The sequence below is a fragment of the Lactobacillus sp. ESL0237 genome, from assembly GCF_003692985.1.
GTDB classification, from domain to species: domain Bacteria; phylum Bacillota; class Bacilli; order Lactobacillales; family Lactobacillaceae; genus Lactobacillus; species Lactobacillus bombicola.
Genome location: NZ_REHE01000006.1, coordinates 238,705 through 252,421 on the forward strand (window position 1 = coordinate 238,705; position 13,717 = coordinate 252,421).

General features: G+C 34.8%; 9 protein-coding genes. 5 read left to right on the forward strand and 4 right to left on the reverse strand.

Going from position 1 to position 13,717, the window contains the following annotated elements; all coding sequences use genetic code 11:
• Positions 1 to 148: 148 nt before the first annotated feature.
• Positions 149 to 2,332 carry an LTA synthase family protein gene (locus tag F5ESL0237_RS02750; protein WP_122024574.1) on the reverse strand — a complete coding sequence of 728 codons (2,184 nt, stop codon included), beginning with the start codon at positions 2,330 to 2,332 and terminating at the stop codon, positions 149 to 151.
• Between the two features lie 143 nt (positions 2,333 to 2,475).
• Here F5ESL0237_RS02750 and F5ESL0237_RS02755 point away from each other — a divergent pair, with 143 nt between their 5' ends.
• From F5ESL0237_RS02755 to F5ESL0237_RS02765, 3 genes are all read left to right on the forward strand, one after another.
• Positions 2,476 to 3,072: a VanZ family protein gene (locus F5ESL0237_RS02755; protein ID WP_122021530.1), complete on the forward strand. Its 597-nt coding sequence runs from the start codon at positions 2,476 to 2,478 to the stop codon at positions 3,070 to 3,072.
• A gap of 108 nt (positions 3,073 to 3,180) precedes the next feature.
• Positions 3,181 to 4,530, forward strand: coding sequence for a glucose-6-phosphate isomerase (locus F5ESL0237_RS02760; protein WP_122024575.1), 1,350 nt, complete (start codon positions 3,181 to 3,183; stop codon positions 4,528 to 4,530).
• A 244-nt stretch (positions 4,531 to 4,774) separates the two neighbouring features.
• Complete coding sequence (locus F5ESL0237_RS02765) at positions 4,775 to 5,854, forward strand: PTS sugar transporter subunit IIC (RefSeq protein ID WP_122024601.1); 1,080 nt, start codon at positions 4,775 to 4,777, stop codon at positions 5,852 to 5,854.
• A gap of 125 nt (positions 5,855 to 5,979) precedes the next feature.
• Here the strand turns inward: F5ESL0237_RS02765 and pgmB are convergent, their stop codons facing one another.
• Genes pgmB through F5ESL0237_RS02780 form a run of 3 tightly spaced genes read right to left on the reverse strand, consistent with a single transcriptional unit; the run spans position 5,980 to position 11,170 of the window.
• Entirely contained in the window at positions 5,980 to 6,651 is a 672-nt protein-coding gene (pgmB, locus tag F5ESL0237_RS02770; protein WP_122024576.1) for a beta-phosphoglucomutase, read from the reverse strand.
• Positions 6,632 to 9,448, reverse strand: coding sequence for an alpha-L-rhamnosidase (locus tag F5ESL0237_RS02775; RefSeq protein WP_122024602.1), 2,817 nt, complete (start codon positions 9,446 to 9,448; stop codon positions 6,632 to 6,634). The genes pgmB and F5ESL0237_RS02775 overlap by 20 nt, the downstream gene beginning before the upstream one ends.
• Positions 9,449 to 9,466: 18 nt before the next feature.
• A complete protein-coding gene (locus F5ESL0237_RS02780) occupies positions 9,467 to 11,170 on the reverse strand; it encodes a glycoside hydrolase family 3 protein (protein WP_122024577.1) in 1,704 nt (567 codons plus the stop codon).
• Between the two features lie 170 nt (positions 11,171 to 11,340).
• On the opposite strand from F5ESL0237_RS02780, the gene F5ESL0237_RS02785 reads away from it, so the two are divergent.
• Positions 11,341 to 12,375, forward strand: a complete 1,035-nt coding sequence (locus tag F5ESL0237_RS02785) for an AraC family transcriptional regulator (RefSeq protein ID WP_122024578.1) — start codon at positions 11,341 to 11,343, stop codon at positions 12,373 to 12,375.
• Positions 12,376 to 12,506: 131 nt separating this feature from the next.
• Positions 12,507 to 13,697: an MFS transporter gene (locus F5ESL0237_RS02790; RefSeq protein WP_122021535.1), complete on the forward strand. Its 1,191-nt coding sequence runs from the start codon at positions 12,507 to 12,509 to the stop codon at positions 13,695 to 13,697.
• Positions 13,698 to 13,717: the final 20 nt, after the last annotated feature.

Genomic DNA, 13,717 nt, shown 5'->3' on the forward strand with positions numbered 1-13,717 from the left:
TTATTTGAAAAATTGAAGCAAAAAACTGCTAATTGACGTTTAAATAATCCTAAGTTCTGAATCTATTTAGTTTCAGAAGATATTAAAACGTAATTAACAGTTTTTTATTTTGTTGCAATTAACTTGTTTAAGAAGTATTAAGTAATAATTACTTTTTATAGTCTTTATTTGATTTACTATTTTTCTCGGTTAGATGATTGCCACTTACAGATTCTGGCATCTGTGAAATTTCTGCTTGTCGCTCTTTAAGTTCAGGAGCATCTGTTTCATACAAATTAGTAGTAGTTTTGTGCTTTTTAGTAATTAGGGCAGTAGATTTAGTTCCTAGTATTTCAAGTAGCCCCTCCATTTGTTGGAAATTAGTTAGGTAGTTAAAATTATTAACTTCAACTGGCTTAAATCCATTAGGAGTATAAAAACGCAATAGGTTATGGTTGTTTAGTAAATCAGAGTATTTCAATGAATTTTTACTTTTTTTAGTTAGCAGTGCAATTTTTGATTTTTCTTGATTAGTAAAATTAATTATTTGCTTCCCAGTTGCTCGTTCATAAACAGGTCCTTTAATTCCTTTACCACCTAAAATAATATATTTTTGGCTAATAATTGTACCGTTGCGAAATACAATCCATGGCTTATAACCTGGTGCTAGGAGGTCGCTACCAAATTGAAGGTAATCATGATTCGAAATACCTAATAAATGAAGCAAAGTAGGTAGTACATCAATTTCACCAGCCACTTTGTTGTGTATGCCTCCTTTTAAATTTGTTGCATGAATCATAAACGGTACTCGTTGCATTTGCACATTATTATAATTATTCCAAGTATCAGAACTTTCGCCAATTATTGGGGCAAGAACTTCATTTTCAGAATTGGTAAGACCATAGTGATCGCCGTAGATTACCACCATTGTTTTATTGATTAAACCTGATTTTTTAAGATAATTAAAAAATTCACGTACAGCCTGGTCCAGATAATGAGCAGTTTCAAAATAATTATTAATTGATTTATCATTAGTTTGGGCAGTTTTAAAAGCAGGATCTAAATCTTCATCATCCATTTCAAAAGGTGTGTGGTTGGTTACTGTAATGAATTTTGTATAAAAGGGCTGCTGCATTCGTTCAAGATACTTTATGCTTTCAGCAAACATGACTTTATCTTTAATACCATAACCAATATGGTCATTTTTTTCATGACTAAAATAATTTTGATCAAAAAAGTAGTTATAGCCCATGTTTTTGTATACATCATCACGGTTCCAAAATGAGCCAACATTACCGTGAAAAACAGCAGATGTATATTTGCCATTTTGCCGTAAAATTTGAGGTGCAGCTTGGAATGTATTTGAACTACCTAATGCTGTGAATAGGGAACCATCAGAAATGCCATAAGTGCTTGTTTCCAACATATTTTCTGCATCACTAGTTCGACCAATTCCAACCTGATGATAAAAATTATTAAAACTAAGCGTATGCCGATTATGATAAATTGAATTAAGAAAGGGCGTGACTTCTTTGCCATTAATTTTTAAATCAATTAAGAATTGTTGAAAACTTTCTAGGTGAATTACAATCACATTTTTATTTTTTTCTTTGCCAAAATATAGACTGCTTTTAGGCAATTGATTTTTTTTAGTAAAAGAAATTATTTTATTTAAGTCAGAAGTATTTGCGTTACGATTAACTTGTTCAGTTTGCTCATTTTTAATGCCATCATAAACGGTGAAGGTATCAATTCCTAAATATTTAACAATGTAAGAACGATCAAAAGTGGTTCTTAGAAGACGAGGACGTGATGATTCTGCCAAGAAGATATTTAGGACTAAGATTAACGCGCCTAAACTAGTAATGGTAAAAGGTGTGAGCAAGTCGTAGGACTTTTGGTCAATTTTAATTTTACGCATTACTAGTAAAAGAATAACTATAATTAAGTCTAACCAGAGTAGTAAATCTGTTGGTTCCAGTAGTGCTACTGCACTTTTTCCTAAACCTGGGGCAACTTTTCCAGAATTAATGATAGTTTTGACGGTAATAAAATCTGAAAACTGGCGATAGTTTAAAATATTGGCAAAAAGCAAGCCAGTATTAGCAAAATCCATTAGAAGCATCATGCAATAAGACATAATTGGTTTAGAAAAGTAAAAACCAATATTAATTAAAATAATTGCAGTACCGATTGGACTGAGCCACATGATGAAGTGTTGATAAGGGTCAGCAAGTCCCAAATTAAAGTCATGATAAATGGCAAAGATATATTTTAGGGTATATAAAATGATTAATAAGCAAAAAAAGCCTGTACGCTTCTGGATAAAATTGATTAAATAATTTTTTTTCAAATTTAATTCTCCTTAATTAGTTATTTTAAAAGTTTCTCCCCTTTTAGACAATCTTTTCTGCATTGTTAAGTTCTTTTTTAAGAATTATTTGGTTTAATTTGAGTATAATCTAGTTAGATATAATTTTAGGAATTGACTGAGACATGATTTTTTTAGGACCGTTATACAGCACATTAGTTCATTATTTTGCAATGAAAATAAATCATTTTGCACTGATTAAGCTTACCATGGTAGCACTTGATAAGACTATTTTTTATTTTTTGCTCTTTGTTATCATCCGCTTATTATGGCTCAAGTTGTTTGGCAACTTGAGATCAATAAAAGTCGAAGTTGCGATATGGTTATTTGCCTTTTATATTATCTTATTATTAATGTTAACAACATTTCGGAAGACTTATTTTCCCTGGGAAATAAAATTCAACTTTAGGCGACCACTGAGTGATATCAATCTAATCTTCTTACGCGAAACATGGAAATTGATATATGCCAAAAGTCATATTGATTTTATTTATAATTTTTTGGGAAATATATTTTGTTTTATTCCATTTGGATTTTTAGCGCCGATTATATTTAGAAAAAAACAAACTTTTAGGCAAATTTTTTTATTAGGAATTACTCTGTCAATTGCTATCGAAAGCTTACAATTTTTGCTTGGAACAGGTATTAGTGATATTGATGACGTATTTTTCAATAGTTGTGGCGCAGCAATTGGGTATTTGATTTACTGGTTATTTATCTAATTAACCAAAACTATAAAACTATTAAAAAGAACTGGTATTTATAAAATAAGATTGCTAAAATATTCTTGTGAAATAGATATTTAAATCAGTAAGGGAAGCGTATTTAATATGAGTATAGTTAAATTTGACAGTACAAAGTTAACACCTTTTGTTCATGACAACGAACTAAATGAAATGCAAGCGATGGTCGATGCAGCTAACAAGCAATTACAAGAAGGCACTGGTGCAGGAAGCGACTTTTTAGGTTGGGTTAATTTACCAGTTGACTACGATAAAGATGAATTTGATCGAATTAAGCAAGCGGCGCAAAGAATTCAAAACAACTCTGAAGTTTTAATTTGCATAGGTATTGGTGGCTCATACCTTGGCGCTCAAGCAGCGATTGAATTTTTAAATAGCGCTTTTTACGGTAAGGGTAAAGAAAAATACCCAACTGTGGTTTTTTGTGGTAATTCACTTTCAGGCTCATATTTACACGATTTAATTGCTTGGCTTGGTGACAAAGACTTTAGTATTAATGTAATCTCTAAGTCAGGTACTACCACTGAGCCTGCAGTTGCCTTTAGAATTTTTAAAGAAAAGTTAATTGCTAAGTATGGTAAAGAAGAAGCAACTAAACGAATTTTCGCTACAACTGATCGTGCTAAAGGTGCACTAAAAACAGAAGCTGATGCTGAAGGATATGAGGAATTTGTTGTTCCAGATGACATTGGTGGTCGTTTTAGTGTTTTATCAGCTGTTGGATTATTGCCAATTGCAGTTTCAGGTGCTGATATTGATCAATTAATGCAAGGCGCAGCTGATGCAAAAAGTGCTTATCAAGATACCGATTTGACTAAGGATAGTCCTTACCAATATGCGGCTTTACGTAATATTTTATATCGTAAAGGTTATACCACAGAAATTGTTGAGAATTATGAACCAACTTTAAGAATGTTTAGCGAGTGGTGTAAGCAATTAATGGGTGAATCGGAAGGTAAAGATAATAAAGGAATTTGGCCAGCAAGTGCCAACTTTACTACTGATTTGCATTCACTTGGCCAATACATTCAAGAAGGATTGCGCAATTTATTTGAAACGGTAATTAGGGTCGAAAATCCGACTAATGACGTTGCGATTCCTTCAGACGAGAATAATTTAGATCAATTAAACTTTTTAGCGGGGAAGAGTTTGAATTATGTTAATGAACGAGCATATGAAGGTGTGGTCTTGGCTCATACTGATGGTGGTGTACCGGTTATGACGGTTAATATTACTGATCAAACTGAACACACATTAGGCTACCTTATTTACTTCTTTGAATTAGCGATTGCAATTTCAGGTTATTTAAATGGTATTAATCCATTCAGTCAACCTGGGGTTGAGGCATATAAGCGAAACATGTTTGGCTTATTAAACAAGCCAGGTTATGAAGAATTACATGATGATTTAACTGCACGGTTTAACGCTGAAAATTAATAAAATATTTTATATAAAGTGATACCCTCCAAGTTTTCAACTTGGAGGGTATTTTATGATATTATTATTACTTTCATTAAATATTTTTTAATAATATTATAGACTTTTTAATTTATCATGATAAAATACTAAATAATAATTTTAAAGGAGTAATAAAATGAGAAAAATTAAAAGTAACTTTGTTTGTCAGTTGATGTGAATTTGATAGATAATTTATATGCGAAGGAGTGCTCAGATGAATAGTATGAGCAAAAATAATAATTTATCTGCTAAAACTTTTTTTAATAATGTCTTAGCTGGAACGGCAACTGGAATTATTGTTGGTTTAATTCCTAATGCAGTGGTTAACGCTATTTTAAAATTATTTGGGCAAAATACAATTACGATAGGAATTAATCAGGCATTGTTGATTTTTCAATGTACAACACCACTTTTAATTGGTGCTTTAATTGCGATTCAGTTTAAACTGGCTCCTTTAGATGTTGCTATTGTTGCTGGCGCAGCCTATGTTGGTTCTGGTGTAACTAAATTTGTACCGCAAATTGTTAATCCTGCTACCAAAGCTTCAGGAGCTCTAATTACTGCTGGCACAGGTGATTTAATTAATACAATGATTACTGCTAGCCTAGCGGTAGCCCTGCTGTTACTTGTGGGTGAGCGAATGGGTTCTGTAAAAATTGTTGCTGCCCCAATTTTGATTGGCGGTGGTGTAAGCTGGCTTGGCTTATTAATTTTGCCTTATGTCAGTAAAATCACCACTTGGCTTGGTTCGGTCATTAATTCCTTTACAAATTTACAACCACTTTTAATGTGCATTTTGATTGCCTGTATGTTTTCAGTTTTAATTATTTCTCCTATTTCAACTGTAGCAATTGGAATGGCAATTCAGCTCAATGGGATGTCGGCAGGAGCTGCTGCCATGGGCGTAGCTGCAACCACTATCGTCTTAGTAGTTCATTCGTGGCGCACTAATAAATCAGGTATTACTATAGCGGTTGCGCTAGGAGCAATGAAGATGATGATGCCCAATTTATTTAGACACCCAATTATTTTAGTACCGACGTTAATTACTGCAATTATTTCTGCTATTCCAGTTGCCCTATTTCAAATTAATGGTACTCCAGCATCAGCGGGTTTTGGCTTGGTTGGGCTGGTCGGTCCGCTTGCCTCAATGAATGCGGGTAAAGCTAGTATAAATGCGGTCATGGCAATGATTTGTTGGCTTATTATACCGACATTTGTAGCGATTATTTGTCGGTTCGTTTTTGAAAAAGTATTTCATCTTTATGATGAAAAAGTCGTATTTGCCTATTTGGGTGAATAGAATCAATAAATACAAACCTATACGAAAAATACTCCTAAGTTACTATGATTGTAACTTAGGAGTATTTTTGTTATTTAATTATAAAGTAATTGAAAAACTGAAGTTTTAAGTTAAAAGTTGTAGGTTCAGTTTGAATTTTGGTTAAAATTTCGCCAAGCTTGAGCGATTTGCTGATAATTTAAATGAGAAGTATTTGGAAATAGCAGTTTTGCTTCTCCCAGCTCATTTTTGGCACCAACGCCAACAGAAAATGCACCTGCACTATTTATTGCTTTAATACCAGCAATTGAGTCTTCAATTCCCACACAATCTTGGGGCTCGACATTGATAGCAGATGCAGCAGCTAGGAAAATATCTGGGGCCGGTTTTCCTGCCATCACTTTGCTGGGATCCGCAATTGCATCAAAAGCGGAATTTAATTGCAGTTTTTCTAAAATATTAGGCCCATTAAGACTGGCTGAGGCTAGTGATAATTTAACATTATGTTGTTTAAATTGGACGATTAAATCAGATATCCCTGGCAGAATATTTTGCGGTGTTAAGCTGGCAAGTAATTCGCGAAAGATTTTATTTTTTTCGTTAGTCATTTCTTGAAAAGCCGCAGCACTAACTTTAATATCCAGATAGTTTAAAATCGCGGTTAAAGAATCATTGCGACTAACTCCTTTGGTTTGCTTTTCCAAGGCAGCAGGCAATTCGCAGTTAAAGTGATCTTTAATTAATTTGCGCCATGCCTGAAAGTGATAAACGGCTGTATCGGCAATTACGCCGTCAAGATCAAACAGTATGCCTTTCATTTAAGAACTTCCTTTCACTTGCTAATGGTGTTTGTACCATGATTTCTTTGATTTTTGCAAAATCATTATCTGAAATATTGATAAATGGGAGCATTACGTTCAGCTCGGTTAAAGAACTACCACCAAAAGTCTCCAGATTCTTAGGATCTTGCAAAAAATTAAATACGTTATTGATTGGTGCTAAATTTTTCACTAATTCTGGGTCAGTCATAATTTGCTTAACTGGCATTGCCAAATTGTAATATTCAATGTAACTAGTTACTGGTTGGTAGCTAATAGTGTATTTTCCGCCATTAAGAGTTAGTGGCAATTCTTTATTGACACCGTTTACTTGCACTTGTCCGTTAGTTCGAGGCAGTTTCACTGTTACTGTTTGTCCAAATGGAATAGTCAAGTTAATTTCAATTGTATGTTTTTCGTCTTTTTCAAGTTGATATTCAATTTGGAGATCACCATATGAACTTTCATAATGACCTTGAACCTGCTTAAGCCGATAATCAAATTGTGGTGCAAATTCAACTTTTTGGTAGCCATTTTCTTGTTGATGGAGCCCAAGAACTTGTTGATAAACCCACTGCATGATTGCGCCGATTGAGTAATGATTTAATGAATTCATTCCCTCAGGATTCATTGAACCCTCAGGTAAAACGGAGTTCCAACGTTCCCAGATGGTAGTAGCGCCAAGGTTAACGGCATAAAGCCAACTTGGAAAATCTTCGTTTAGAAAAATTTGCATGGCTAGTTTATGCTCACCGTTTTCTGACAATACTTGACAAATCAACGGGGTACCAACAAAACCAGTCTTTAGATGATTATTATCTTTACCAAGGCGCGTTACTAAATCTTTTACAACGCGCTTTTTTTGCTCTTTGGGAATCAGATCAAAGCGTAGTGCCAATGCATAAGCCGTTTGGGTGTCAATTGCTAGGCGTCCATTTTGCGTGATATATTCAGCTCTAATAGCTTGTTTAATAGCTTTAGCTTGTTCAGCATATTGGTGGGCATCTTCTTGCTGACCTAAGACTTTTGCGCTGGCAGCAACGATTGAACTTGAGTAGTAATAGTAAATGGAGGCAATGAAGTCTTCATCAGTTTTACCAGTAGGCATTGCTGGATTTTCACCATCAAGTGATAGCCAATCACCAAATTGGAAGCAACCTGTCCAAAGATTTGGGGTTGAGGTAGATTGGCTAATCCAGTCAACCCAAGCCTTCATACTAGGATAATTTTGCCTTAAGATTGCGGGATCTCCGTATGCCTCATAAACTGTCCATGGAATGACAGTCGCAGCATCACCCCAAATAGCGGCCCCGCCACTGTCATTACCCATTGCTGGGGCATACATGGTAAGCATTCCAGTGTGCTGTTTTTGTTCAATTAACATGTCTTTAGCATATTTTTTGAAAAAGGCATAAGTATCCATATTTAAAGCGGCTGTACTTGAAAAAATGGCTGCATCACCAGACCACCCAAGACGTTCATCACGTTGCGGACAATCTGTTGGCACGTCAAAGAAATTACTTTTTTGACTCCACATTACGTTAGCTAACAAGCGGTTAACTTTTGGATTATCTGTCTTAATGGCACCGGTAGTTTTCATATTTGAATAGATTACTGCTGATCTAAAATCTGCCTTAGTTAGTGGTTTAGTATTGCCAGTAACTTTGACATAGCGGTAGCCATAATAAGTGAAGTGGGGACGCACCCATTTTTGTTCACCATTGGAAGTATAATGGAATGCTGCTCGGGCTTCCCTTAAATTATCACGGTAAAAATTACCATTTTGCAGAATTTCACCAACTTCCAATTTAAAGGTAGTACCAGTATTTTCACGGTTAAAAAATTCTGGCCATCCGGCATGATTTTGGCCGAAATCTAAGACAGTTTCACCAGCTGGCGTCTTAATTATTTCTTTCACGGGAAGATACTCATTGATTGTAAGAGGTAAACTTAAACGATCGTGTAGAATTTCCTTAGAGTGATTAAGCACGGTTACTGGCTGCCAGTTAGCTATTACATGAGTATCATCATAATCTTCACCGTAATAGATAGCCGACTTAGTGATTTTACCTGAAGTAGTTTTCCAGGAAGCATCACTTAAAATAATTTCCGTTGAATTATCAGTGTATTGAACATGTAATTCGGCAATCGCCATTTGGCGATTACCATAGATATTGTCTTGTCCGCCATCAAAACCAAAGTTACCTTTATACCAACCATCACCAAGTGAAATTAGTAATTCTTGATTAGCTGACTTTTGAAGTGGTTTAGTTACGTCATAAGTTTGAACTTGGATTAATTGATCGTATGCGGTAGTGCCCGGGGCTAGTAATTCATTGCCGACCTTTTCATTATTTAAATAGGCTTCATATACGCCCAAACCAGTCATGTAGAGACGAGCGCTTTTTACTGGCTTTGTCAGTGTAAATTTCTTGGCAAGCAAGGTGTTTTGAATATCTTTATCATTATTGCCAATCCAACTAGCGGTAAACGGCTCCGCCATTTTACCGGTTTCAAAAAAACTATGCTTACTACTTTCATCGTTAGCGTTTTTAACATAAATGGTTAATTCGTAACGAGTTCTCGGCTGCAAGTTAAGTGCAAAATCAAAAAAGTTATTTTTGTAAACTTGCCAGTTTGAATCGTAAATTTCTTTATCTGCTTTAACTACGATTCTTTTTTTTGTGTCCTGCATAGTTGCAGAATTAGTAAGATTAAAGGCAACCCGTAAATGATTATCTAAGTCATAGCCAATGGGCTCAGTCATATGATTAATTGTAATCTGATTAATTTCAATCATTATTCTGCTCTCTTTCTATAGACGGGTATCGAAGCGACCACAGAAAGGATCTACTGGGTTTTTACCAAGAAATTCTTCTTGACCCATCATTTTTTTCAGTAAGGCATCAATCGTAACTTCATTGCCTGTATAAGCATTAATGTAAGTTGAAACCATCGGAATATCAAAGAGGTGGTATGGGTTGCAAGTAGAAACAAAGACAGTTGGGATATCCTTCATGAACCATGGTGCATCAGCGGCCATCAAGTGAATCCAATCTAGTCTAGTGGTAGTCTGGTTACTTGCCGTTTCAACATTAGCTACATAAAAGGCAAGGTCAAAGCGATCTTTTTCAAATTGAACGCCACCTTCAAAAACTTCTTGGAAATCTAAGTGTTTTCGATCAAAAACAGTGACTTGGAATCCTTTTTCTTCAAGTTTTTCTTTAAATTTAGTAGTTACTTTACCGCCTTCTTTAAAGCCACCATCATCAGTATCACCTAAAACGACGAGACGAACTCGGGGGTATTTCTTTGGCGTTAGTGGCAATAATTGGTCGCGGTCCTTAACCAGAGTGATGGATTCTTTAGCAACTTTAGCCGCAAGCTTCTCGTGTTCTGCTAATTTTAAGTCGAAATTACTTGTTGCAGGTTCACAGAGTTCGCCCGCAGTATTCATTACGCCTTGGGCAACCTTAGTTGCAATTATTCTTGTTACTGCTTCATCAATGCGGGCCATCGGAATGGTGCCATCAGTAACGGCAGCGGTAATAAATTGATAATCTTCGTCAATGTCTTTGTTAAAGAGAATCATGTCAATACCAGCATTGATTGTTGTTGGTAAAGCTTCTGAACGTTTCATTATTGCGTTATAACCAATCATTGGCGTTGCATCAGTAATCGTTAAGCCGTTGAAGTTCAAAACTTTCCGAAGTAAGCCGTTAATTAAAAGCTTAGAAGTTGATGCTGGTCTTAAGTCTTTATCTTCAATTCCTGGCTCAAGTCGACGTTCCCAAGCTGGTTGCATAATATGAGCAATCATGATACTTGGTAAACCATTATCAATTAAGTGGTGATAAATTTCTCCGTAAGACTGCATCCAATCGTCAGCGGAAAGTGAATTAATCGAACTTAACAAGTGCTGGTCGCGCTCATCGACACCATCGCCAGGGAAGTGCTTAGCAACTGGAATTACGTGATTAGCATTTAGCCCAGCAATTTGAGCATCTGACATTCTAATTACTCGTTCTTTATTACTGCCATATGTGCGAACGTTCATAATTGGATTACGGAAGTTTTGGTCAAGATCAACAATTGGAGCAAATGACATGTTGCTCCCAACCTGCTTTGCTTCGTAACCAGAAACTTCGCCTAAGTTATAAGCATTTTTAGTATCATCGGTTGCGGCAATCTGCAATGGGCGGCCAAACCATGTACCATCATTTATGAGTCCATTACCACCGGCTTCAAGGTTAGCTGCGATTAAAAGTGGAATATTACTTGCATTTTGTGAAGTTGCTATTTCATGCTGTAATTTTTTAGCATCATCAGGACGGTACATAATTCCGCCGGGTTGATATTTTTTTACAAATGCAGCTAAATCTGTGTTTTCTTCATCTTCACCAATGACAAAGAAAAGTTGACCGATTTTGGCTTCGGTTGACATACTTGCTACTTTTTGCTTAACAAAGTTAATTTGTGTAGCAGACAAGTTATAGGGTTTTTTAGATAGGTCTGTCATATTTTTCCTCCATGTGCTATAAATATTAGTGAATTTTGTTCTTATTTTAATATAGCCTTGACCCAGCTTCTATTGCTAAAATACATGATTTTTGTGTTGATTTCACAGATTTATTTCTTGATAAAAATAGTGGTTTAGCTGATTAATTCGGAAAAAGGAGAAATACTAAATTGGAAAATCAAATTTTTAAGTTGCTAAGAAAGGATAATAAGCCGAGAGAATGGCAAGACGTACTAGCAACTGTAAAAAGAAGTGGTAGTTTAATTAAAAAAGCAGGCAAAATTGGTCTGGAGCCTGTATACCGCTTTTTTGATACTTATTCGGATAATTTGGTTCTTAGTAGTAGTTCAATTTGTATCTCAGTTCAACCAACCGAATCATTTATTCCGTACCATATGCATGATTACGTTGAAATTATGATTCCCTTAGTAGATAGTTGTACAGTTGTACTAGAACATTCAGAAGTCAAGGTTAAACAAGATAACCTGATTTTTGTCGGCAATAAAACTGTGCATAGAGTTAAGCCAATAGGGAAAGAAGGTATAGTGGTTAATATTGCTCTACGAAGTTCGGCATTTTCTTTAAACGAATTGGATTACTTAAGTCATAGAGAAAATGGCTCCAATATTTCTAATATTTTATTTTCACTTCTTTCAAATGAAGAGTACGGCGAGGGGCGGTATAGTTTGTTTGAAATAAATCATGATGCCAAGATATTAACTTTGATTTATGATGTGATTTTAGAATATTATCATCCAGATATTCAGTCTAATCAGTTAATTCGTTTAGAGATGCTAACTATATTTACCCGCTTAATTCGGCAAGCTGCTAATGCAGAGATTAAAGTAAAAGATTATCATAAACAAAGAAATAATCTATTGTCGCTTTTACTTTATATTGAAAAGAATTACAATAAAATTACATTACAAGACATGGCTAAAAGCTTTGGCTTTAATCCTAATTATCTATCTGACTATCTTAAAAAGCACACAGGAAAAACTTTTATTCAATTAGTGCATTTGCAACGGGTCAATGTGGCGGCTGAATATTTAACATACACTACTGCACCAATTGAGAGAATTTCTAGTCGTGTTGGATATGAAAATCCCTCATATTTTTATAAAATTTTCAAACTCAATTTTGGTATTTCACCAGCTGAATATCGCAGGCAGAACAATAAAAAGATTAGCAAAAACAATTGCTAATCTTTTTGATTTTAAATATTGAAAACTGGGAAATGGATATAAATGCTCTGTTTTTTGAATATGGTCATCCTCAAAGTCGACTAATATACTTTAAATGAAATTTGAAAGCGAATTCAAGGAGGATAACCTGAATGAATAAAAAACAGATACCAAAGGCAATAGGAATTTTATGCATGAACTTATTGCTAATGTTAGCTACAGCTGTAACGTCAGCCATTGCGGCAATTGCTAAATCATTTCCAAAAGAACCAATATCCAAAGTTCAGTTGATTGGATCAATTCCTCAATTAGGACAAATTATTGCAACTGCATTATTTGCTTATCTTACCTTTAAAATGACAAGAAAAAATTTAGGCTTACTAGCAGTAGCAATTGTTGGAATTGCAGGATTAGTGCCGGCTTTTTATAGTAATAGTTTAAATTTGATTTTAGCTTGTATGATATTAGTAGGTTTTGGTACAGGTACGATAACCAACGTTGTTCCAGTTCTTTTGCAAGAAAATTTCACTGGTGAAGCTAGAGCTACAGCAATGGGTTGGGCAACTGGTGTAACGAATATTGGAATGATGATTTTTACAGCATTAGGTGGTGTTCTAGGGAGTACTAATTGGAGAAACTTATTTTGGGTTTATGGTTTGGCATTAATTGTATTTATTTTAGCCCTATTACTAATACCCCAAGATAAAAAATTGTCTAATGCTAAAAATAGGCAAAATGGTGAAAAAATTAGCTTTTGGACTTTGCTTAAGAATTTTAATGGGCTAGTTTATGTACTTTATATTATCAATTTTATGCTTTCTTTAGCGATGATGACTTTTTTAGCCAATCAATCAATTGTTTTGGCAACACAAGGTAAGGGGACAGCTTATGTAGCAATGGTCACTGCATTAGGGAATATTGGTGGAATAATTACGGCTACATTATTAACTTACATTAGAAAGTTTACCAAAAGTGATACGATTGCCTGGGGATTTATTGCATTTGCACTATCATTTATCTGTATTGTTTTTTCTTCCAATATTGTAATGCACATTATTGGAAATGCCTTTTCAGGTGTTGGGATTGTCTTAGTTAATGCTACGGCACCATATGAGATGTCCTTATTGACTGATCAAAAGCAATTTACAATTGCTATATCAATTAATACTTTATTAGGTTCTATTGCTGGAATGATAGTACCAATGTTGCTAGCAGCAATCAGAATTCAACCAGGACATGATTCTTATATTGCAGGGATTTTTATTTCAATTGCTACGGCAGTAATTCTATTTGTTACTAGATTCGGCACACGAGTAGAGAAAGCACAAATTAAAAATAATTAAAACAAATCTATCATTAGGCT

Coding starts and splice junctions, on each gene's coding strand:
- F5ESL0237_RS02755 (WP_122021530.1), top strand. CDS start 2,476: ATGATTTTTTTAGGACCGTTATACAGCACATTAGTTCATTATTTTGCA.
- F5ESL0237_RS02760 (WP_122024575.1), top strand. CDS start 3,181: ATGAGTATAGTTAAATTTGACAGTACAAAGTTAACACCTTTTGTTCAT.
- F5ESL0237_RS02765 (WP_122024601.1), top strand. CDS start 4,775: ATGAGCAAAAATAATAATTTATCTGCTAAAACTTTTTTTAATAATGTC.
- pgmB (WP_122024576.1), bottom strand. CDS start 6,651: ATGAAAGGCATACTGTTTGATCTTGACGGCGTAATTGCCGATACAGCC.
- F5ESL0237_RS02780 (WP_122024577.1), bottom strand. CDS start 11,170: ATGACAGACCTATCTAAAAAACCCTATAACTTGTCTGCTACACAAATT.
- F5ESL0237_RS02790 (WP_122021535.1), top strand. CDS start 12,507: ATGAATAAAAAACAGATACCAAAGGCAATAGGAATTTTATGCATGAAC.